Origin of the sequence: Shimia sediminis (assembly GCF_003990645.1) — a bacterium.
In the GTDB taxonomy this organism is placed as follows: domain Bacteria; phylum Pseudomonadota; class Alphaproteobacteria; order Rhodobacterales; family Rhodobacteraceae; genus Shimia; species Shimia sediminis.
The window spans coordinates 58,248-78,208 of record NZ_RYZK01000009.1 but is presented as its reverse complement, the minus strand read 5'-3'; the positions used below and the strand labels follow the sequence as shown (position 1 = coordinate 78,208).

Here is a 19,961-nt window from a genome sequence, read left to right as displayed (position 1 = left end):
TGGTCTGATACGCATGAATTTGGGCCTCGCCGAGGAATTGGCGGGGCCCCATTTACAAAAAAGCCGTCTCATTTTGGCTGAATCACGTTCTTCCAGCAGTTTTCGATTGCAACCAATAGTAGGGTTTCGCTATTTCGGAACCACGACTGGAAGACCGAATGAAACGACTACGAAATCATCTCATTGGCGTGGATCAGGGCGATGTGCCCCTGTTCTCGGATTTTGAGGATGGTGGCGAAATGTGGACCGGGACAGGCCCACGGGAACGCCGCAAGAAAGTACAGTTTTCGCAAGAATTCAAGGCACCTCCAACGGTGCATGTCAGCATGGCACTGTCCGATATGGACAGCGGTCCGCATCACCGGGCCGAAGTCACAGCTGAAGAGATCGGGCGAAAGGGGTGTGATGTTGTCTTTCGCACCTGGGGGGATACGCGCGTTGCGCGCGTCAGAGTGGCCTGGTTGGCCATTGGCGAGTTGCTCTACGAAGACGACTGGTTGATCGATTGAGACAAAAAAGGCGCCGCTGAGGGCGCCTTTGTGCTTTTCGGGGCTGGGTCAACTCAGACGTTAAACTGACCCTCGTAGGCCGGCTCGAGGGTTTCCGTTTCAAACAAGGACGACACCGAAGTACCGTTCCAGATGTTCTGGATAGCCTGAGCAAACATCGGTGCGGTGGGCACGATGCGGATGTTGTCGGCGGCCAGAACGGCCTCGGTCGGTTCAATCGAGTCGGTGATGACCAGCGACTTCATGACCGAATTTGTGATGCGCCCGACAGCGGGGCCAGACAGTACGCCGTGGGTGATGTAGGAATGCACTTCGGTCGCGCCGTGCTCCATCAGGACCTCGGCGGCTTTGCAAAGGGTGCCTGCCGTGTCGCAGATGTCGTCAACAATGATACATTTTTTGCCTTCGACGTTGCCGATGACGGTCATTTCAGCAATCTCGCCCGGCTTTTCGCGGCGTTTGTCCACGATTGAGAGAGGAGCGTTGATCCGCTTGGCCAGTTCGCGCGCGCGGGCCACGCCGCCAACGTCCGGAGAGACCACCATAACGTCTTTCAGATCATCGCCCTTAAAGTGGTGCAGGATGTCCAGGGCGAAGATCGGAGAGGCATAGAGGTTGTCGACGGGAATGTCGAAGAACCCCTGAATCTGAGCTGCGTGGAGGTCCATGGTCAGGACCCTTTCAATGCCTGCGCCAACCAGCATATTGGCAACCAATTTGGCGGTAATCGGCGTGCGGGCCTTGGTGCGTCTGTCCTGGCGCGCGTAGCCGAAGTACGGGATCACTGCGGTGACGCGCGAAGCCGAGGAGCGACGCAGCGCATCGGCCATCACCAACAACTCCATCAGATTATCGTTTGCCGGGTTCGACGTGGGCTGGATGATATACATATCCTCGCCGCGGACGTTTTCGTAGACCTCGACAAAAATTTCCTGATCGTTGAAGCGTTCGACCCGCGCCTCGACGAGGCCAAGCGCTGCGCCGCGGTGCATGGACATGCGGCGAGCGATGGCTTTGGCAAGCGGCTTGTTGGCGGTGCCCGTGATCAGTTTGGGTTCTTGGATGGTCGGCATGGTCTGGTCCCCAGGGTGCTGTCGATGAGTGGCAGATGACAGATTCGTGACGTTGCACACCGCTTAACATGCCCCTACGGTCTGGCAAAGTGATGCCAGCGCGAGGAGAGACTAAATGGCACATATTAACTACTATTTTACGGTGATTTCACCCTTCGCCTATCTCGCAGGAACGCGTCTGGAAGAGATCGCCAGAAAACACGGCGCGACAATCACCTATAAGCCGCTGGATATTCTGGCACTGTTTGCCCGGACTGGTGGAGTGTCACCGAAAGAACGCCACATCTCGCGGCAAGAGTACCGCACCATGGATCTGCCGCGTCAGGCCCGCAAGCTAGGGTTGGAGTTTAACCTTCAGCCCGCCCATTGGCCGACCAATCAGGCGCCAGCCTCATACGCCGTGATCGCCGCCCAGAATGCCGGTGGAGGCGACGTGGGCGCATTGGTCTTTGGCCTGCTGCGCGCAGTTTTTGTCGAGGAAAGGGACATCGCGCAGGATGATGTCATCAAGGCTTGCCTTGAGGAAGCTGGGTTCGATCCGTCACTGGCTGATAGCGGGTTGTTGAGTGGGGCTGAGACCTATGCCGGAAACCTGGAGGATGCCGTGTCTGCCGGGGTTTTTGGTTCACCTTTCTACATCACTGATGACGGCCAGCGGTTCTGGGGACAGGACAAGCTGGAAGACCTCGACATGGTTCTGGGGGGCAAGCTCTGAGATGGAGGATCAAGCGTCTTTGAGCCTTTTTTACCGGGACCTTGGGCTTGGACAGCGCAAGGCGATTGCCCTGCATTGTTCGTTGGCCCATTCCGGCGCCTGGAGGCCGGTGGCTACCTGTCTGCGCGACGACCTCAAGATTCGCGCTTTTGATCTGCCCAGCCACGGAGACAGCCCGGATTGGAGCGGTGCAGGCGACCTGTTGGACGCAACCGTTGAGGCGATGCTGCCGCATCTGACCGAGCCAGTGGACCTGATCGGCCATAGTTTCGGCGGTGTAGTTTGCCTGCGGCTGGCATTGGAGCGTCCTGAAATGGTGCGGAGCCTGTCACTGTTCGAACCGGTTCTGATGGCGATTGCCCGAGAGGACGGCCCGGAGCACGCGGCGTGGAACCGGGCGCTGATGTCAGAAGTGATGACGCTGGTTCAGAACGGTGATCCTGAAAGCGCGGCGCGGACCTTTATGCGGGTCTGGGGTGACGGGCGCAAATGGGCCGACCTGCCGCAGGATTTACGCGAGGGGTCGATGCGGCGGATTGGGTTTATCACCGCCAGCGCCCCGGGGATCGAGGACGACATCAGTGGGATTATTCCCCGGCTGGGTCAGATCAAGGTGCCGGTTGTTCTGATGGATGGCGCGGACTCGCCGCCGCTGATGAAGGTGGTGCAGGACGGTATTGCGGCGCGCATTCCGGGTGCGCGGCGGGTGACCTTTGCGGGGCAGGCGCATATGGGGCCGATCACCCATGCGCCACAGGTGGCACGTGAAATCGCGGCCACGCTGGCTGAGGCAGGGTAGGGGCGCTGCCCCCCCGTCGTTGCCCGGCGGGGCAACGCATCCCCCGAAATGTTCAAAAAGATAAAGCCTGGGGCTATCCGCGCACGAGGGCGAGGAATTTGTCGATCTCTGGGTCGCTGATGTTCCAGTCGCAGACAAGTCGCGCTTGTAGCTGCTCGTTCGGGTCGTCGCCTTCAAGATCGCCGGACCAGATGTAGTAAAGCGCGCCTGCGTCGTGCAGGCGTTGGTGCGCGGCGCGCGGGAAGCTGCAGAAAATGATGTTGGCCTGGGGTTCAAACATGAATGACGCGTCGTCGATGGCGCGCAATCCATCTGCGAGGCGGGTGCAGTTGGCATTCGCGCGCGCTGCACTTTGGCGCCAGAGATCGTCGGTCAGATAAGCCTGCATTTGGACCGAGAGATAGCGGTGCTTGGAAAACAGATGCGCGCCGCGTTTGCGGCGCAGTTCGAATTCCCAAGCTTTTTGGGGGTCGAAAAGGATCACGGCCTCGACGCCAACACAGCCGTTTTTGGTGCCACCAAAGCTGACCACATCAACGCCCGCTTTCCATGTCATCTCGGCCGGGGTGCAGCCAAGCGCCATCAGGGCATTGGCAAAACGTGCGCCGTCGAGATGCACGGGCAGGTCGTGGTCTTTGGCCACAGCGGTCAGCGCTTTCAACTCGTCCAGGGTATAGACCGAGCCGCGTTCGGTGACCTGCGTGATCGACACTGGCCCGCGTTGGGGGCCGTGCACACCGCGGGTTTCCTCGGCTTCGATGGAGGCGCGCAAGGCCTCAGGGATCATCTTGTCACTGTCGCCGACAAGGGTCAGCTTGGCACCGCCCGAGAAAAACTCGGGCGCGTTGCACTCGTCTTCGTGGATATGCGCGACGGGCGAGCAGAAGACCGTTTCGAAAGGTTGGCAATAAGTGGCGAGCGCCAGAGAATTGGCGGCAGTGCCGGTGGCGACGAGGTAGACAGCAGCCTCGGGTGCTTCAAAGACTTCGCGGATCTGGGCGCGGACCTCGTCCATGATCGAATCGGCGCCGTAGGGCATGGCATAGCCAGTGTTGGCCTTGGCCAGCGCCTCAAGAATAGCGGGGTGGGCCGGTCCGGAATTGTCGGAAGCAAAGAACATCAGATAGGCTCCTCAATTATGTGGTCTTCCCACTCGTCTTCGGGGGTTTCAAATTCAGACACGGTCATGTCCTGCACCGAGACGCCGGCGGCGTGCACGCTGTCCGGGGTGCCGGAGATCAGAGGGTGCCAGTCAAACAGCGGCTTGCCTTCCCATAGCAGCCGGTAGGCGCAGGTTTGCGGCATCCAATAGGCGTGGTCGTCGATGTTTGACGGCTTCAGCACGATACACTCCGGCACGAACTGGTGACGGATGTCGTATTGCGTGCAGCGGCAGGTGTCATCGTCCAGAAGGCGGCAGGCGACACGGGTCAGGGCAACTTCACCGGTATCGGCATCCTCGAGCTTGTTGAGGCAACATTTGCCGCACCCGTCACACAGTGCCTCCCACTCGCGTGGGTTCAGCTTGGTCAGGGGCTTCTTTTCCCAGAATTGGCGCGCGAACCCCTCGCGCTCAATGGGATCGCGCCTGCTCATAGGCCGTCCAGGATCTCGCGGCACTGGGCGCAGTCGGCGTCGATCTGAGCGATCAGCGCCTCGAGGCCGTCGAACTTCCATTCTGGGCGCAGAAATTCCACCAATGCGATAGAGAGGCGTGTGCCATAGAGGTCGCCGGAAAAGTCAAAGAGGAAGGTTTCGATGTTGGCCTTGTTCACGCCAAACATCGGGCGCACCCCGACCGAGGCCGCCCCCTTGTAGCTGCCCTGATACGGGCCTTCGAGCACGTCGACCAGCACTGCGTAAACACCGAATTTGGGGGGATGCAGCCCGTCGATGGACATGTTTGCAGTGGGAAACCCCAGATCGCGGCCACGTTGATCGCCCCCGATCACAGGGCCATCGATGCGGTGCCAATGGCCAAGCATTGCAGCTGCATCACGCGGTTGGCCATCGGTCAGTGCATTGCGTATGGCTGTGGACGACACCTGAATCTCGCCGCCTTTGATGAGCGGGGCGATGGTGACGGCAAAGCCCATCTTTTCCCCAAAACGTTTGAGATCTTCGGCGTTGCCGGAGCGACCTTTGCCGAAACAAAAGTCCGCGCCAACGACGACATGGGACAAGCCGAGACCCTCGTGGATGACATCGCGGGCAAATTCCTCGGGCGTCAGAGAAGACAGCGTGGCATTGAAAGGCAGTTCATATAGCCGCTCGACACCCAGTTTTTCCAATCGGTGGGCACGGGTCTCGGAACTGGTGAGACGAAAGGGCGGGGCGTCGGGGGCAAAGAACTCGCGGGGATGCGGTTCAAAGGTGACAATGCCCAAAGGGGCACCGTTGCCGCCTTCGCGGGCGAGGTCGATAACGGACTGGTGGCCCAGGTGCACGCCATCGAAATTGCCGATCGCCGCTGTAGCGCCCCGGTCCTTTTTGTTCACGAACTGATAATCTCGAATGATCCGCATGCACGAAGGGTTAGCCTTCCCAAGCGGTAGGATCAAGCACTGGCTTGCCCCAATGTACACCCGGCGGTAAGCTTGCGGGTTTTCATTTGATGTAAGCGAGGAAATGCTATTGATCCCGCGCCATGTTTCGAAAGGACCGACCTGGTGAGCGGTGCAAACCACTCTCTTGGCGGGGATATCGCAAATTCTAAACTGGCGGCTGGAATTCCCTTGTCAGATAACACCAGGTCGTAGCGGTGCGCGTCAGACCACCCAAACTTTCGCAGGCGAATGAACAGCCCCGGAAAATCCGGGCTGACAAATTTCCTCATCCTGTGTACTGGATCAGTCGAATTTGCGCGAAGGCGCCAACACGGTGGCTTCGCCAATCAGGACCTTTTTGCCGTCCACGGCGCAGTGACAGTCGAGTTTCACGCGGCGCTTGGCGTGGTCGATGTCCACCACCTTGACCTCGGCATAAACCATGTCGCCGGGGCGTACCGGGGCGAGGAACTTTAGCGTCTGACCCATGTAGACTGTGCCGTGGCCGGGCAGCTGCTCGCCGATCACCGCCGAGATCAATCCAGCGGTCAGCATTCCGTGGGCGATACGGCCCTGAAAAATGGTGTCATTGGCGTAATCGTCGTCCATGTGCACCGGGTTATGGTCGGTCGAGACCTCAGCGAACATGCGGATATCGTCATCGGTCACGACCTTGCGCAGATAGCGCGACATGCCCATCTCGATGTCTTCGATGCAGATCGTTCCGCGCGGCATATTATCCAACATTCCACCCTCCGGCGTGCAGTGCGTGAGTAATTTTACGATACCCTGGCTGGGCAATCGGCAACTTTATTACTTTGCAGCTGCAGAAAATCAAGCCCTAATTTGTCAGCGCAACTGGCCAATCGTAAAGGTTGGGGCGGAATTTTCTTTTGAAAGATAAATATTTAGCGCGTCAGGGTCTGGGCTGTGGCCAGTTTTTGTTTCTGATGCGGCCAGACCGCCGGAAATGAAGAGGGAATCAATATCCTCTCCCATGGCGCCTGCGATGTCGGTCAGCACGCCGTCGCCGATGGCGAGAATCGCGCTGTCGGGGATATCGGTGCCCAGAGCCGCCAGCCGGCGACGCGCCAGATCGTAAATCGGAGGATGGGGCTTGCCAAAATAGAGGCTCTCGCCGCCCATTTCGGTATAGAGCTTGGCCAGCGCGCCAGCGCACCACTCGCGGGTTTCGCCACGGTCGACGACGATGTCGGGATTGGCGCACAAGAGCTTCATGCCTTTTGTCTTGGCATATAGGAAATCAGCGCGGTTCACGTCAGGGTTGGCCATCGGATCAAAGGGGCCACAGCAGACGATGCCCTCAGCCTCTTGCAAGGGGACGCGTGTGATTGTGACGGGGGTGTCGATCACTTCGAGCGGCTCAAAGAACCCTTCGTCGCGACGCCATTCCCCCATGAAATATACGTTTTCACCCACGGCGCCGGTGTACATCGCAGCGCGGGCCGAGTCGCCCGAGGTGGCGATAGTGTCGTAGGCGTCTTGGGGGACGCCGAAGGTTTCCAGTTGCACGGCGACCCCGGCGCGGGGTTTGGGCGAGTTGGTGACAAGGACCACGATACCGCCGCGCTGGCGGTAGGCCTTGAGGGCCGCGACGGCTTCGGGAAAGGCATTTACCCCGTTGTGTACGCATCCCCAAAGGTCAACAAACAAAGCGTCATAGCGGTCTGAAATCTCGGAGAGGGCAGTGATGATCTGGGTCATGGTCAGGTGTCCTGTAGGCCGGGGGCGCTGCCCTGCGAGGTATGGCAAAGGCAGGCCGGCTAATCCAGCGAAAACGGTGATCTGCATCGCGTCGGTATCACGTCGGTATTACGTCGGTGCAACACGCGGCAGGCGGGCCTGGGGCCGCGAGGCGTCCGAGAATGGGGGCAGCAACGTCATCTCGGCAATGCATTGATCGGCGTGAGTTTGTTCGTATACGAAATAGATGAACAAGTTCGGATACGAAATATCATGACACGCCCTCCCAAGGTCTTCTTTCTCGTTCACAAGGCGCATACGGCGCTGATCCGGGCCGTGGATCGACGATCTCGACGGGATGCGGGCCTGTCGATGACCCAGCAGGGCGTGTTGTTCCTGTTAGAGCGCCAAGAGGGGCTGACTCTTGGTGAAGTGGCCGATGCGCTGTCGCTTGGGAAATCCTCGCTCAGTGGGTTGATCGACCGGATGGAGGAGCGCGGTCTGGTGAGGCGTGGCTCTGGCGAGGGCGACGGGCGCATTGTGCGGCTCTTTCTGGCGGGAGACGCGCGTGCCTTGGTGGCCAAAAGTCGGCCTATGGTCAGCGGATGGAACGCAACCCTGCTAGCGCCGTTTGATGCGGCGGAACAAAAGGTCATTGCCCGGTTTCTGACCCATGTGGCCGAGTATGCCGAAGAAATCGTCGAGGAGGGCGCGACATGACCAGCACAGTGGAACAGATCACGTTCGAAGCTGCAGATGGATGGACGCTCACCGGTGATCTTTATCGTGGTCAGGCCCCCAGGGTGGCGATTCTGATCTCGGCCGGGACCGGCTTTCCAAGGCGGTTCTATCGACATATCGCAGCGTGGTTGGCCGAGCAGGGGGCCATCGTCCTGACCTATGACTACCGTGGGATCGGAGACTCAGGCTCGGACAATCTCGGGGCCTCGGGTATCGAGTACCCCGATTGGGGCCGGTATGACATGGCCGCAGCGTTGAACGTTCTGGCTGATGCTGCACCGGGGCTGCCACTCACGCATATCGGACATAGTGTTGGCGGGCAGTTCGTCGGGTTCATGCCCAATCACGATCAAATTGCCCGCAATGCCTTTGTCTGTGTTGGCAGCGGATATTGGGGGTTGCACAAACCGAGATACTGGCCGCTGGAACTGTATTTCTGGTGGATCATGGGCAGTTTCTCGTTGAAACGCTGGGGATACTTCAAACCGCTGGGGCTGAAATGGGAACCATTGCCGCCTAAGGTCTTTCGCGCCTGGCGGCGGTGGAGCTCGCGGCGCAGCTATCTATTGCCCGAGTTGGAAGAAGGGCGCTGGCCGCACCAATTTGACAAGGTGACAACTCCGGTCTGTTCGTGGGTGTTCAGCGATGACAATGTGGCGACCGATCGTGCCTCGCGCGATGTGCTGAGCTGGCTGCCCTCTGCCCCCGCCAGTATCGTGTATCGGCGCCCGTCGGACTATGGCCTGCGCAGTATCGGACACTCTGCTGCGTTCTTGCGGGGACGAGAGGCCATTTGGCAGGAAATTTGGGCGTGGTTGGCGGAAGACCGCATGCCGCAAGATCGCGTTGAAATAACGCCGCGTAAAATGGCGTAATCGGAGGCGAATGACTTAATTTCGCACCCTGCAATCCCCATATATTTATTGGAAAGCAACGGATTTCAGTCGCTGCACAAAGGGCTGATTTCACGGTGGCTCGCCACGACTTAGGGAGACACGATATGAAATTGGATTGGGCACATCTTTGCAAACTTTACCGCGAGCGTCTTGGTCTTAAACAAGAGGCAATGGCACAGGATTTCTGCGTCACGCAATCCACAGTGAGCCGTTGGGAGGCAGGGCGCCGTGTGCCGGGTCCGCATGCCCGCCAACGCATCCTTGAAGAAGTCGGTCTAAAGAATGCAAACAGCACGGATGCGCTGATGCGGCTGGCCCTGGATCAGGGCAAGTCCGTGGTCGCCCTGTGGGATCGCGAGGGATACCTGCGCGCATCGTCACCGCGGTTTCATGAAGAGTTGGCCAAATCCTCGAAGCATGATGATCTCATCGGGCTTCACGCGGACGAGATCGTCGAGAACAAGGGCCTGATGGCGATCACGCTGAAAAGCCTTGAAGAAAGTGGTTTCTTTGAAGGTAAAGTGCCCTTTGCCACTTTGGTACATGCTCCGGCAGTGAATGCGGGGCGCGTGTCCTTGGGCGGTACGGTCACCGCAACCCTGTTGCCCAAGGAACTTGCCTCGGGCGAAATCGGCATATTCAGCGCCTATGAGCACGACGTCATGAACCCGTCTCCGGCGGAGGCGAAGGTGTTTATGATGTCTCAGGAGCCACAAGACTCGCTTAGTATGTCCTGAGCGGATCAGCGCGGCGATAGGGCAAGCACGCGGCAAGCTCTGGCATAATTCGGCATATCGTGCGGCCTTCGACGGGGCGGGCTTTGCCGCTACGACTTTGATTTCAAGCAATCACAAGAGGATCGAAATCATGGTCGCAGGTATATTCAGGAACGGAACCATCAACGCTGACAGCTTCTTTGGGGGCGCAGGCGATGACGTACTGAAAGGGCAGGGTGGGGATGACCTGCTGAGCGGTGGCGCTGGCCGGGACAAGCTGGTTGGCGGCAGCGGCAATGATCACCTTTATGGTGGTGAGGGCAACGACCGGTTGTTCGGTGGTTCTGGCAATGACGTTCTGGAAGGCGGCGCAGGCAAGGACATGCTGTATGGCGGCGCAGGGGATGACCTGTTGCTGGCGTTCTCATGGGCGGGTGAGCCCGTTCCCGCACAGGACGCAAACGGATCAGTAAATGCGGGAGAGCCCGTGGCAGACACCGACTATCTCAGCGGTGGATCCGGCGCGGACACTTTCGAATTCCGCTGGCTGATCGACGCCAAGGACGAAATCCTCGACAAGCACCGCGATGCCAATGGGGACGTTGATTACTCAATGAACGGTGTTGCTGGTGAGAATGACAATGTGCACGATCATTGGGTTGAATCGATCGGCAGGAAGCATGTGACCGATTACAATCCTGATGAGGATACACTGGTGTTCGCGGGTCACACGGTGCAGCTGGGCTCGATCGAATATGCCGATGTGGATCGGGATGGCGACATTGACACAATCCTGAATTTCGTCAGCAACCAAGGCGGCAATGGCGGCGCGCATGACGGTGATGACGTTGGGCAGGTCATTGTTCACAACCACCAGCTCACGGCCGATGACATCACCGTCGATGCCGGCGTCTTTTACGGCGTTGAAGACCCCTACTCGGCTCTGGGATAACCACCACTCACGGGAGTCGAAAAAGGGCGCCTCGATTTCGGGGCGCCCTTTGAAGTTACCGCGTGGAAAGGTCGATCAGACCTTGAGGTTCGGGATGATCTGTTTCTTGCGCGACATGATGCCGGGCAGGACAACTGCGTCGCCCGAAACCGTGGCGCCAAAGCTTTTCTCGGCCACGCCTTTGACCAGATCGTTGGGGACCAGCAGAGTGGCCTCTTCTTTCAGGATGTCGACCACGAACAGCAGGACTTCGTCCACGCCATCCTCGGCGGCGACAGTCTTGAAGGTCTCCATCAGGCTGTCCTTGCGGTTCAGCGGGATCTCCGGTGCGGTGGTCTCCAGAACCGAAACCCGGAACTTGGTGCCGTCAACTTCGTATTCTTTCGAATCCATGCGGATCAGTTCGGCGTCCGAAAACTCGGACACGTCCGATTTGGCGGCGAACATTTCCGCAGCGTATTCGGTGACATTGACGCCCAGATCGGCGGCCAGTGCGGCAACCACTTCGCGGTCGCGGTCGGTGGTGGTCGGCGAGCGGAATTCCAGGGTATCGGACAGGATACAGGTCAGGGCCGCGCCCTTGATGTTTTCCGGCATCTTGGCGGCGTCATCACCCATCAGGTCATACATGATGGTGGCGGTGCAGGCGAGCGGGCGAATGGTGATGTCGATCGGGCCTTTGGTTTCCAGGCCGCCAACCAGCTTGTGGTGGTCGATGATGGCCTGAACGTCTGCACCGTTGATGTTCGCGGGCAGCTCAGCCGGGTTGTTGGTGTCGACAACAACGCAAGCCTGATCGTCAGCCACGTCCTCGATGATGTCGAGCATTTCAAAGCCCCAGCGGTTCAGCATGAAGGCCGCTTCGGTGTTGGGCTGGCCCAGCAGAACAGGCTTGGCGTCAACGCCTTTGATTTCATTGAGGTACCAGGCCCAGATCAGCGGCGAGCCGGTCGAGTCTGTGTCGGGGGATTTGTGGCCAAAAACGAGGGTTGTCATGAATCAGGTTTCCTTGGTCGAATGTCGCGGATTTGCGCGCCTTATAGGCGCAAGGTGGGGGCTTGTCACGCCCCGCCCAGGGGGCTGCGACCCCGAGTCATCCCGTTCAGGTGACTGTGTTGCTGCAATGCAGCATTTTTGCACGCTTACGGGTCGAGCGATACGCGCATCACGCTGAAACCCCGAGCTTTGAGTTGCGCCAAAAGCCCCTCTTTGCCGGGCAGGTGCAAAGCTCCGACAGCGACAGTGGTTGGGCCATTGGATAAAGATTCGACGAGGGTCTGCATCCACGCTGTATTGCGGTCGATCACCAACCCCTGTTCAACGTCTCTGAGTTGGCTGGCGATTACCTCGGCGCCCCCGCCGTTCTCTTCGGCTGTTTGCAATGCCTTCCATTCCTCGTACGTCCAGATCAGTTGGGTCTCTTCCTTGAAATAGAGATCAATGATGGTGGCGGGTCCGGAACTCTCCCCAAGAATGCCCGCGCTGATCGCGTCTTTCATCTGGGTGACTTGGGTTTCGAGGGGATCGGATGAGAACAGCGCAAGAAGGCCATCAACGGTGTCCAAGGAAGCCGTTGGCAATTGTTCGGACATGGCAATCTGTTCGAGTTGACGATCCAGACCAAGTTCACCGTTCTGCAAGGCCTGAGTGACGCAGGGCGGGATGGCAAGCGTGAGGCCGAGAAACCATGGTTGATAACGCGCGGCGGTGAAGCTTGGTATGCCTCTGGATTTCAGGATGGTGGCGACGTCGTTCCACGCCTCTTCACCCAGACGGTCGATCAGGCTGGGGCCTTCGGTAATCAGAAACAACGACGGGTCCGAGGTGAGGGCGGTCTGAAAGGCGGCTTCGTCCGCAAGGGTGAGTTCCAGCAGCAACTGATCCGTGTCCTGCATCAGCGTCGCGACCCGCGCGGTGATTGCGTCCAGACGGGGCACCGGCAGGTGCAGGGTGCCGATGATGTACGAACGGTGGCCATTCTTTTCGACCTGCCACAACAAGCCTGAGGCATTTGGTGCTTGCTCGCTTTGGGCACGCAGCTGGGTCTGGATTTCGGGCGATAGCGCATCAAAGTCTGAGGGGCCGGAGCATTCGGCTTGCGGGGTCGTTGCACACATCAGACCAAGGCAAAAAAACAGACTGCGCCACATAGTGTTGCTCCCTTTTGTTAGGGTCTTGGGTGGCATGCGGGCCGTTCGGGTGCAAGCGGGGATTCACAGGGCGTGCGGGACGGGGTATGCAGGGACATGGGCAAACTACGTGAAACTGATCTCTATCCGCCGGTCAAGGACTGGCTCGAGGCCAGGGGCTTTGACGTCAAGGCCGAGGTCGGCGCGGCAGATGTGATGGCGCGCCGCGACGATGAAGATCCGGTGATTGTCGAGTTGAAGACCGGGTTTTCGCTGACCCTCTTACAGCAGGCAGTGGCGCGGCAGAGCGTGACCGACTGGGTCTATGTCGCGGTGCCGCGCTGGTCGGGGCGGACAGGGTGGCGCACGTTCAAGGGCAACATCGGGCTGTGCAAGCGGCTGGGCGTGGGGGTCTTGTCAGTGCGGCTGGAAGACGGGCACGTGCAGGCCCATTGCGATCCGGTCGAATTTCGCCCGCGCAAATCTCGTCCGCGCAAGGGCGCATTGCTGAAAGAGTTTGACCGCCGCGACGGCGACCCGAACCTTGGCGGAACGCGAGGGGCGGTGACCACAGCCTATAAGCAGGAAATGCTGCGCTGTGCGGTGTTCCTGCTCGAGAACGGCCCCTGCAAGGGGGCAGAGGTGGCTAAGGCAACCGAGGTTGAGCAGGCGACACGCATGATGCGCGTGGATCATCTGGGGTGGTTTCAGAAGGTTTCGACCGGGGTCTATGGGTTGAGTGATGCTGGGCGCATGGCCGCCGGGCAAGGTGAGGCCTGAGGAGGAAGAGCAGATGTCGACGTTCAAAACATCCATCGACAGGCTTTACACCGGGCCGGATCGCAGTTCCGTGCTGTTCCGCTATTTCATGTTCGCCTTTGATCTTGCGACGATGATCTATTTCATTGCCGTGACGCCTTTTCCCAAGACTGAGCTGAGGCAGATCATCAACGGCATTCTGGCCATCATCATCTTTTTTGATTTTGTTGCGCGACTGTGGATTGCCCCCAGCAAGAAGGAGCATTTGTCCCGTGTTTATGTCTGGGCCGACATCATCGTGCTGGCCACTTTGGTGCTGAACCCGTTGCTGACGGTGGATCTGGCGTTCCTGCGTATTTTGAGGGGCATGCGTCTGGCGCATTCCTTCTACCTGTTGCAGGACCTGCGCGGGTCCAGCCGGTTCTTTCGCCTGCGTGAGGATGCCGTCGTTGCTGGTCTGAACCTGGTGGTCTTTGTGTTCACCACGGCCTCGGCTGTGTTCACGTTTTTTGTCACGGACCGGCACGGTGTCTCGGCCTATGTGGATGCGCTGTATTTTACAGTCACGACCTTTACCACGACGGGGTACGGAGACATCACTCCGACCACGGTGGGCGGCAAGTTGATGGCGATAGGGATCATGGTGATCGGCGTGTCGCTGTTCCTGCATCTGGCGCGGGTGATTGTCATGCCGAGCAAGGTGAACCAAACCTGCAACCATTGCGGTCTGACCCGCCATGACAGCGACGCAGTGCACTGCAAACACTGCGGTGCCGTGGTGCATATCAAGACCGAAGGCGCAAGCTGACCCGCCTCTTGCGATTTTTTCCTGCGATCAGGTTGACTCGGGGAATTGCACCCCCTAGCTATGCGCTGTTAGCACTCGCCGATTGGGAGTGCTAACGACTCCGCTGAGGAGTCAGGGAGACAACTTGAAAGTTAGGGAAACCTAGACAATGGCATTTACACCTCTGCATGACCGCGTTGTGGTTCGTCGTACCGAAAGCGACGAAAAAACCGCAGGCGGCCTGATCATCCCCGATAGCGCAAAAGAAAAACCTGCCGAAGGCGAGATCGTCTCGGTTGGCGCAGGTCTGCGTGACGACGATGGCGACCGCATCGCGCTGGACGTCAAAGCAGGCGACAAGGTCCTGTTTGGCAAATGGTCGGGCACCGAAATCACCATCGACGGTGAAGAGCTGCTGATCATGAAAGAATCCGACATCATGGGCATCATCGGCTAAGCCACCGGGCTGACCGAGGGCGGGGCACCCGCCCACCACATGATTTCAAAACATATCCTAAAGAGGTAAAGCACAATGGCTGCTAAGGACGTAAAGTTCGACACCGATGCCCGCAATGCAATGCTGCGTGGCGTAAACATTCTGGCTGACGCCGTCAAAGTGACCCTGGGCCCCAAAGGCCGCAACGTGGTCCTGGACAAGTCGTTTGGCGCCCCCCGCATCACCAAAGACGGTGTATCGGTTGCCAAAGAGATCGAACTGGAAGACAAGTTCGAAAACATGGGCGCGCAGATGGTCAAAGAAGTTGCATCGCGCACCAATGACGAAGCCGGCGACGGCACCACCACCGCAACCGTTCTGGCGCAAGCCATCGTTCGCGAAGGTCTGAAGCAGGTTGCTGCTGGCCTGAACCCGATGGACCTCAAGCGCGGCATCGACCTGGCGACCTCGAAAGTGGTTGAAGGCATCGTTGCTTCGGCACGCGAAGTCAAAGACAGCGACGAAGTTGCACAAGTCGGCACCATCTCGGCCAACGGCGAAGCCGAAATCGGCCAGCAGATCGCAGACGCGATGCAAAAAGTTGGCAACGAAGGCGTCATCACCGTTGAAGAAAACAAAGGTCTGGAAACCGAGACCGATGTTGTTGAAGGCATGCAGTTCGACCGCGGCTACCTGTCGCCTTACTTCGTGACCAACGCTGACAAGATGATTGCAGACCTCGACGACTGCCTGATCCTGCTGCACGAAAAGAAACTGTCGTCGCTTCAGCCGATGGTTCCGCTGCTCGAGCAGGTGATCCAGTCGCAAAAGCCGCTCTTGATCATTGCAGAAGACGTTGAAGGCGAAGCGCTGGCAACTCTGGTTGTCAACAAACTGCGCGGCGGCCTGAAAATCGCAGCTGTCAAAGCACCTGGTTTCGGCGATCGCCGCAAAGCCATGCTGCAGGACATCGCGATCCTGACCGGCGGTCAGGTTATCTCGGAAGATCTGGGCATGAAGCTCGAGAATGTCACCATGGACATGCTGGGCACCGCCAAGAAGATCGAGATCACCAAAGACGAAACCACCATCGTTGACGGTGCAGGCGAAAAAGCCGAGATCGAAGCACGCGTTGCCCAGATCCGCACCCAGATCGAAGAAACCACCAGCGACTACGACCGTGAAAAGCTGCAAGAGCGCGTTGCCAAACTGGCAGGCGGTGTTGCTGTGATCCGCGTCGGCGGCATGACCGAAGTCGAAGTGAAAGAGCGCAAAGACCGTGTTGACGATGCTCTGAACGCGACCCGCGCTGCTGTTCAGGAAGGCGTCATCGTTGGTGGTGGTGTTGCTCTGGTACAGGCCGGTAAAGCCCTGGAAGGCCTGGAGGGTGCAAACTCTGACCAGACCGCGGGTATCGTCATCGTGCGCAAAGCCATCGAAGCGCCTCTGCGTCAGATCGCTGAGAACGCCGGTGTTGACGGTGCAGTTGTGGCCGGCAAGGTTCGCGAAAGCGACGATGCAAGCTTTGGCTTCAACGCTCAGACCGAAGAGTATGGCGACATGTTCTCGTTTGGTGTGATCGATCCAGCCAAAGTGGTTCGCACCGCTCTGGAAGACGCAGCCTCGGTTGCAGGTCTCTTGATCACCACCGAAGCCATGGTTGCTGACAAACCGTCGGAAGGCGGCGCAGCAGGTGGCGGCATGCCCGACATGGGCGGCATGGGCGGCATGATGTAATCACGCCATCCAAACCGGATGATTTAAGGGTCGCCTTTGGGCGGCCCTTTTTCTTTAAGGGATGCCAATTTTGTGAGTCGCGCAATCGTGGCTCTGAGGGGTAAGAAGGTTCATGCGCCTTTTTCTCCTGACCACCCTCACCATGATCGCCTTTGCCGCTAATTCTGTGCTGAACCGGCTCGCATTGGAGACGGGCGAAATGGATGTCATGCTGTTTGGCGCCATCCGATTGGCAAGCGGGGCGTTGATGCTGGCGGGGCTGGTGATTGTGCAGGGGCGTGGTTTTGCCCTGGAAGGACGTGGCCGCCTTTGGGGTGTGTCGGCACTGCTCGCCTATATTTTCGGGTTTTCACTGGCCTATGACACGCTCGATCCTGGTTTTGGCGCGCTGATCCTCTTTGCCGTGGTGCAGGTTACCATGTTCGCAGGGGCCTTGGTCTCGCGGGATACTCTTCCTCCGATGCGTTGGATCGGTGCGGCCTTGGCCCTGGCGGGGCTGGGATGGTTGCTGGCACCGGGAGGTACGCAAAACTTTGCTGCCCTTCCGACATTGTCAATGATTGCGGCAGGTGTGGGGTGGGGCATCTATTCACTCCTTGGGCGCGGCGCGCGGGACCCTTTGCAGGCGACGGCGATGAACTTTGTCTTGGCCGCGCCGGTGGCCTTGGTGATCTGGGTGGCTGCCGGTACGGTCTCGGTAATGCCCATGGGAGTGGTCTGGGCCGTGATCTCTGGCACTGTCACTTCTGGGTTGGGCTATGCGCTGTGGTATCGCATCCTGCCCGAACTGGGGGCCAGCCGCGCGGCGGTGGCGCAACTGACCGTGCCACTCATTGCGCTGGGCGGCGGTATGGTGTTGCTGGGAGAGGTTCTGACCTTGCGCTTTGCCCTGGCTGCGGCTTTGGTCATTCTGGGTGTTATCCTGTCATTACGGCAGGCCTGACGCGCCGCTACAATCTTGTCAGCATCGCCCCGCTCCGACAATTTTGAGAATCTGCGATTCGCGGCTAAGCTGATGAAAGGAAACAATCAGAACGCTTGGGAGGGGTCATGATTTTGAAAAGGATTCTGGGGATTGTCGCCGTTTTGACATTGTTGCCGATACCGCAGGTAAGGGCGGAATCGCTGCTGTTCTCGGTCCAAAGTGAGTACCCGTACATCGTGCATCTTGTGTTTTACAGCGATGACCGCAGTTGGGAATGGCCAGGCAGCGATCAGGCCTATGTGCTTGATGACAGCCGTGTCCATGACTATTCACTGAGTTGCAACTATGGCGAAAAAATCTGCTACGGCGCCTGGCCAAAGGGCACACGAAAAAGCTATTGGGGCGTCGGGCCGGACAGAAACCACTCTTGCAGCGATTGTTGTTACATATGTAATGGTGGTGAAACCGGCGTGATCGTGCTGAACGACTAGGGATGTGTGACGCGGCGCGGTGACCTCTTTCAATCGGTGCCCGTTCCGCCTATGTGCCACCCATGCGGTATTTGGCTTTTCTTCTGGTGTTTCTGCCTGCAACTGCGATGGCAGACTGTGTTGTGTTGCTGCACGGGTTGGCGCGCACGGAAAACTCGTTTGTTGTCATGGAAACAGCGCTTGAGCGCGAAGGATATCTGGTCATTCGGCCGGGATATGACTCGACCAAGAAATCTGTAGAAAACCTGATCACCCCGACTCTGCCCGAGGCGGTTGAAGCCTGCGGCGACCGGACAGTGCATTTCATCACCCATTCCATGGGCGGCATCCTATTGCGCCTTTGGCTCGGGACTGACCGCCCAGAGAATATGGGGCGCGTGGTGATGTTGGGGCCTCCCAACAAAGGCAGTGAGCTGGTTGATGTGCTCAGCGAAATCGAGGCCTTTGAATGGGTCAATGGGCCGGCGGGGGCGCAACTTGGCACGGATGGATTGCCGGCGCATTTGCCCAAGGTCGATTTTGAGCTGGGGGTGATCGCCGGAAACCGCTCGCTCAATCCGTTTTATTCGGCCCTGATCGACGGGGCGGATGATGGCAAGGTGTCAGTCGAGTCGACCAAGGTCGAGGGCATGGCGGATCACCTGGTTCTGCCGGTGACCCATACGTTCATGATGAACAATCTGCATTTGATCGCCGAGGCGATGTACTTTCTGAAAAACGGTAAGTTCCACGGGGACATGAGTTTTTCCGACATTGTACCGCTGGGAGAAGACACAAGATGAGGTTGGTGGGGGCCGAGGTGCTGACGCCGACTGGCCTGACTGAAAGCGAGCTGTCGATTGCAGTCGGCAAGATTGTCGAGGGCATCGAGAGGCGTGAGGTGAACCTCGCGGGGTTTTTGGTGCTGCCGGGCATGATCGACCTGCACGGTGACGGGTTTGAGCGTCACATCGCGCCGCGTCGGGGGGCGATGCGTGATCTTGGCGTTGGACTGGCCTCGGTGGATGCAGAGCTGGCGGCGAATGGGATCTCGACCGCGATGCTGGCGCAGTTCTTCAGCTGGGAAGGTGGCATGCGCGGGCGTGCCTTTGCCGAGCGCTTTTGTACCGCTTTGGCCGACGCCCGGAGCGATCTGTTGACCGATATGCGGCTGCAGCTGCGCCTGGAGACGCATCTGCTGGATGATTTTGCACGGTTCGAGGCCTTGGTGGCAAGGAGCGGGGCGCAGTTCGTGGTGTTCAACGACCACTTGCCGCATGACGCCTTGGCCAAGGGCAAGCGTCCTCCACGCCTGACGGGCCAGGCGTTGAAAAGCGGGCGTAGCCCCGAAGCGCATCTGGCGATGCTGCAGGCGATGCACGCGCGCGGGGACGAGGTTCCCGAGGCGGTTGCAGGATTGGCTAAGCGATTGATGGAAAACGGTGTTTTGCTGGGCAGCCATGACGACAATACGCCCGAGGATCGGGCTGAATGGCGCGCAAGAGGTGCGCGGGTGTGTGAGTTTCCCGAGACCCGCGCGGCCGCAGAAGCGGCGCGCAAGGGGGGCGATTTGATCGTTCTGGGCGCGCCGAATGTGGTGCGGGGCAACTCGCACAAGGGCAATGTCAGCGCGCGGGATCTGGTGGCCGAAGGGCTGTGTGATGCGCTGGCCTCGGACTATCACTATCCGGCGTTGATACAGGCCGTCTGGCGGCTGGTGGCTGAGGGGATTGTGACCCTGGAAGAGGGCTGGGCGCTGGTGTCCTCAGGGCCAGCGGCGGTGCTGGGGTTGGAGGATCGCGGGATGATCGCACCGGGGCGCCGCGCGGACCTAGTGGTGCTGGACCCGAACACGGGCCGCGTGGGGGCGACGATCGTTGAGGGCCGCGTCAGTTTCATGGCGGGCGAGGTCGCGGCGCGGTTTCTGGCGGCGTGACCAGAGGGTCTTAACGACATCTGAAGAAGGCGGACTGCGTTTCAGCAGGATATCCCGGCGAATCGGCCTGTCTTGCCTGTGGTTAATGGCCAAAACGCGGGTCTGTATTGCGTCGGTATAACGTCGGTATT

The 19,961-nt window shown here is 59.0% G+C and carries 23 protein-coding genes; 15 read left to right on the top strand and 8 right to left on the bottom strand.

The window, feature by feature from the left end; genetic code table 11:
- Nucleotides 1–158: 158 nt before the first annotated feature.
- On the top strand, nt 159–509 hold the full coding sequence (locus EK369_RS16810; protein WP_127115426.1) for an H-type lectin domain-containing protein: 351 nt from the start codon (nt 159–161) through the stop codon (nt 507–509).
- Nucleotides 510–562: 53 nt separating this feature from the next.
- Here the strand turns inward: EK369_RS16810 and EK369_RS16805 are convergent, their stop codons facing one another.
- Nucleotides 563–1,582 carry a ribose-phosphate pyrophosphokinase gene (locus EK369_RS16805; RefSeq protein ID WP_127115425.1) on the bottom strand — a complete coding sequence of 340 codons (1,020 nt, stop codon included), beginning with the start codon at nt 1,580–1,582 and terminating at the stop codon, nt 563–565.
- A 115-nt stretch (nt 1,583–1,697) separates the two neighbouring features.
- On the opposite strand from EK369_RS16805, the gene EK369_RS16800 reads away from it, so the two are divergent.
- Both EK369_RS16800 and EK369_RS16795 read left to right on the top strand, forming a co-directional pair.
- Nucleotides 1,698–2,297 (top strand): 2-hydroxychromene-2-carboxylate isomerase, encoded by a 600-nt coding sequence (locus tag EK369_RS16800; RefSeq protein ID WP_127115424.1) that lies wholly within the window; start codon nt 1,698–1,700, stop codon nt 2,295–2,297.
- Between the two features lie 19 nt (nt 2,298–2,316).
- On the top strand, nt 2,317–3,096 hold the full coding sequence (locus EK369_RS16795) for an alpha/beta fold hydrolase (protein ID WP_164727027.1): 780 nt from the start codon (nt 2,317–2,319) through the stop codon (nt 3,094–3,096).
- Between the two features lie 73 nt (nt 3,097–3,169).
- Here EK369_RS16795 and EK369_RS16790 read toward each other — a convergent pair whose 3' ends face one another.
- The 5 genes from EK369_RS16790 to EK369_RS16770 all read right to left on the bottom strand — a co-directional run bounded on the left by EK369_RS16790 (nt 3,170) and on the right by EK369_RS16770 (nt 7,367).
- Nucleotides 3,170–4,216: a threonine aldolase family protein gene (locus EK369_RS16790; protein ID WP_127115422.1), complete on the bottom strand. Its 1,047-nt coding sequence runs from the start codon at nt 4,214–4,216 to the stop codon at nt 3,170–3,172.
- A complete protein-coding gene (locus tag EK369_RS16785; protein WP_127115421.1) occupies nt 4,216–4,692 on the bottom strand; it encodes a YcgN family cysteine cluster protein in 477 nt (158 codons plus the stop codon). The genes EK369_RS16790 and EK369_RS16785 overlap by 1 nt, the downstream gene beginning before the upstream one ends.
- Nucleotides 4,689–5,621 (bottom strand): bifunctional riboflavin kinase/FAD synthetase, encoded by a 933-nt coding sequence (locus tag EK369_RS16780; RefSeq protein ID WP_127115420.1) that lies wholly within the window; start codon nt 5,619–5,621, stop codon nt 4,689–4,691. Before EK369_RS16780 ends, EK369_RS16785 begins: the two co-directional genes overlap by 4 nt.
- Before the next feature lie 324 nt (nt 5,622–5,945).
- Nucleotides 5,946–6,389: a MaoC family dehydratase gene (locus EK369_RS16775; RefSeq protein ID WP_127115419.1), complete on the bottom strand. Its 444-nt coding sequence runs from the start codon at nt 6,387–6,389 to the stop codon at nt 5,946–5,948.
- Between the two features lie 102 nt (nt 6,390–6,491).
- Nucleotides 6,492–7,367, bottom strand: a complete 876-nt coding sequence (locus EK369_RS16770) for a TIGR01459 family HAD-type hydrolase (protein ID WP_127115418.1) — start codon at nt 7,365–7,367, stop codon at nt 6,492–6,494.
- A gap of 252 nt (nt 7,368–7,619) precedes the next feature.
- On the opposite strand from EK369_RS16770, the gene EK369_RS16765 reads away from it, so the two are divergent.
- The 4 genes from EK369_RS16765 to EK369_RS22320 all read left to right on the top strand — a co-directional run bounded on the left by EK369_RS16765 (nt 7,620) and on the right by EK369_RS22320 (nt 10,651).
- Nucleotides 7,620–8,066, top strand: a complete 447-nt coding sequence (locus EK369_RS16765; protein WP_127115417.1) for a MarR family winged helix-turn-helix transcriptional regulator — start codon at nt 7,620–7,622, stop codon at nt 8,064–8,066.
- Nucleotides 8,063–8,962, top strand: coding sequence for an alpha/beta hydrolase family protein (locus tag EK369_RS16760; protein ID WP_127115416.1), 900 nt, complete (start codon nt 8,063–8,065; stop codon nt 8,960–8,962). The genes EK369_RS16765 and EK369_RS16760 overlap by 4 nt, the downstream gene beginning before the upstream one ends.
- Before the next feature lie 125 nt (nt 8,963–9,087).
- Nucleotides 9,088–9,720, top strand: coding sequence for a helix-turn-helix domain-containing protein (locus EK369_RS16755; protein WP_127115415.1), 633 nt, complete (start codon nt 9,088–9,090; stop codon nt 9,718–9,720).
- Between the two features lie 130 nt (nt 9,721–9,850).
- Nucleotides 9,851–10,651: a calcium-binding protein gene (locus EK369_RS22320; protein ID WP_127115414.1), complete on the top strand. Its 801-nt coding sequence runs from the start codon at nt 9,851–9,853 to the stop codon at nt 10,649–10,651.
- Nucleotides 10,652–10,726: 75 nt separating this feature from the next.
- On the opposite strand, the gene EK369_RS16745 is transcribed toward EK369_RS22320, so the two are convergent.
- Nucleotides 10,727–11,647: a manganese-dependent inorganic pyrophosphatase gene (locus EK369_RS16745; protein ID WP_127115413.1), complete on the bottom strand. Its 921-nt coding sequence runs from the start codon at nt 11,645–11,647 to the stop codon at nt 10,727–10,729.
- A gap of 146 nt (nt 11,648–11,793) precedes the next feature.
- Nucleotides 11,794–12,768: a TraB/GumN family protein gene (locus EK369_RS16740; protein WP_164727026.1), complete on the bottom strand. Its 975-nt coding sequence runs from the start codon at nt 12,766–12,768 to the stop codon at nt 11,794–11,796.
- A 129-nt stretch (nt 12,769–12,897) separates the two neighbouring features.
- On the opposite strand from EK369_RS16740, the gene EK369_RS16735 reads away from it, so the two are divergent.
- The 8 genes from EK369_RS16735 (at nt 12,898) to EK369_RS16700 (ending at nt 19,830) form a co-directional block, all read left to right on the top strand.
- Nucleotides 12,898–13,560, top strand: coding sequence for a DUF2161 domain-containing phosphodiesterase (locus tag EK369_RS16735; protein ID WP_127115411.1), 663 nt, complete (start codon nt 12,898–12,900; stop codon nt 13,558–13,560).
- Between the two features lie 13 nt (nt 13,561–13,573).
- The gene (locus tag EK369_RS16730; RefSeq protein WP_127115410.1) at nt 13,574–14,347 is read left to right on the top strand and encodes a potassium channel family protein; all 774 of its coding nucleotides are present in this window, start codon (nt 13,574–13,576) and stop codon (nt 14,345–14,347) included.
- A gap of 148 nt (nt 14,348–14,495) precedes the next feature.
- Complete coding sequence (locus EK369_RS16725) at nt 14,496–14,783, top strand: co-chaperone GroES (RefSeq protein ID WP_127115409.1); 288 nt, start codon at nt 14,496–14,498, stop codon at nt 14,781–14,783.
- A gap of 75 nt (nt 14,784–14,858) precedes the next feature.
- Entirely contained in the window at nt 14,859–16,499 is a 1,641-nt protein-coding gene (gene groL, locus EK369_RS16720; protein WP_127115408.1) for a chaperonin GroEL, read from the top strand.
- A 112-nt stretch (nt 16,500–16,611) separates the two neighbouring features.
- A complete protein-coding gene (locus EK369_RS16715) occupies nt 16,612–17,442 on the top strand; it encodes a DMT family transporter (RefSeq protein ID WP_127115407.1) in 831 nt (276 codons plus the stop codon).
- Between the two features lie 107 nt (nt 17,443–17,549).
- Entirely contained in the window at nt 17,550–17,915 is a 366-nt protein-coding gene (locus EK369_RS16710; protein WP_127115406.1) for a hypothetical protein, read from the top strand.
- A gap of 62 nt (nt 17,916–17,977) precedes the next feature.
- Nucleotides 17,978–18,697 (top strand): esterase/lipase family protein, encoded by a 720-nt coding sequence (locus EK369_RS16705; protein WP_127115405.1) that lies wholly within the window; start codon nt 17,978–17,980, stop codon nt 18,695–18,697.
- Nucleotides 18,694–19,830, top strand: a complete 1,137-nt coding sequence (locus EK369_RS16700) for an alpha-D-ribose 1-methylphosphonate 5-triphosphate diphosphatase (RefSeq protein ID WP_127115404.1) — start codon at nt 18,694–18,696, stop codon at nt 19,828–19,830. Before EK369_RS16705 ends, EK369_RS16700 begins: the two co-directional genes overlap by 4 nt.
- Nucleotides 19,831–19,961: the final 131 nt, after the last annotated feature.

Coding starts and splice junctions, on each gene's coding strand:
- EK369_RS16810 (WP_127115426.1), top strand. CDS start 159: ATGAAACGACTACGAAATCATCTCATTGGCGTGGATCAGGGCGATGTG.
- EK369_RS16805 (WP_127115425.1), bottom strand. CDS start 1,582: ATGCCGACCATCCAAGAACCCAAACTGATCACGGGCACCGCCAACAAG.
- EK369_RS16800 (WP_127115424.1), top strand. CDS start 1,698: ATGGCACATATTAACTACTATTTTACGGTGATTTCACCCTTCGCCTAT.
- EK369_RS16790 (WP_127115422.1), bottom strand. CDS start 4,216: ATGTTCTTTGCTTCCGACAATTCCGGACCGGCCCACCCCGCTATTCTT.
- EK369_RS16785 (WP_127115421.1), bottom strand. CDS start 4,692: ATGAGCAGGCGCGATCCCATTGAGCGCGAGGGGTTCGCGCGCCAATTC.
- EK369_RS16780 (WP_127115420.1), bottom strand. CDS start 5,621: ATGCGGATCATTCGAGATTATCAGTTCGTGAACAAAAAGGACCGGGGC.
- EK369_RS16775 (WP_127115419.1), bottom strand. CDS start 6,389: ATGTTGGATAATATGCCGCGCGGAACGATCTGCATCGAAGACATCGAG.
- EK369_RS16770 (WP_127115418.1), bottom strand. CDS start 7,367: ATGACCCAGATCATCACTGCCCTCTCCGAGATTTCAGACCGCTATGAC.
- EK369_RS16765 (WP_127115417.1), top strand. CDS start 7,620: ATGACACGCCCTCCCAAGGTCTTCTTTCTCGTTCACAAGGCGCATACG.
- EK369_RS16760 (WP_127115416.1), top strand. CDS start 8,063: ATGACCAGCACAGTGGAACAGATCACGTTCGAAGCTGCAGATGGATGG.
- EK369_RS16755 (WP_127115415.1), top strand. CDS start 9,088: ATGAAATTGGATTGGGCACATCTTTGCAAACTTTACCGCGAGCGTCTT.
- EK369_RS22320 (WP_127115414.1), top strand. CDS start 9,851: ATGGTCGCAGGTATATTCAGGAACGGAACCATCAACGCTGACAGCTTC.
- EK369_RS16745 (WP_127115413.1), bottom strand. CDS start 11,647: ATGACAACCCTCGTTTTTGGCCACAAATCCCCCGACACAGACTCGACC.
- EK369_RS16740 (WP_164727026.1), bottom strand. CDS start 12,768: ATGTGTGCAACGACCCCGCAAGCCGAATGCTCCGGCCCCTCAGACTTT.
- EK369_RS16735 (WP_127115411.1), top strand. CDS start 12,898: ATGGGCAAACTACGTGAAACTGATCTCTATCCGCCGGTCAAGGACTGG.
- EK369_RS16730 (WP_127115410.1), top strand. CDS start 13,574: ATGTCGACGTTCAAAACATCCATCGACAGGCTTTACACCGGGCCGGAT.
- EK369_RS16725 (WP_127115409.1), top strand. CDS start 14,496: ATGGCATTTACACCTCTGCATGACCGCGTTGTGGTTCGTCGTACCGAA.
- groL (WP_127115408.1), top strand. CDS start 14,859: ATGGCTGCTAAGGACGTAAAGTTCGACACCGATGCCCGCAATGCAATG.
- EK369_RS16715 (WP_127115407.1), top strand. CDS start 16,612: ATGCGCCTTTTTCTCCTGACCACCCTCACCATGATCGCCTTTGCCGCT.
- EK369_RS16710 (WP_127115406.1), top strand. CDS start 17,550: ATGATTTTGAAAAGGATTCTGGGGATTGTCGCCGTTTTGACATTGTTG.
- EK369_RS16705 (WP_127115405.1), top strand. CDS start 17,978: ATGCGGTATTTGGCTTTTCTTCTGGTGTTTCTGCCTGCAACTGCGATG.
- EK369_RS16700 (WP_127115404.1), top strand. CDS start 18,694: ATGAGGTTGGTGGGGGCCGAGGTGCTGACGCCGACTGGCCTGACTGAA.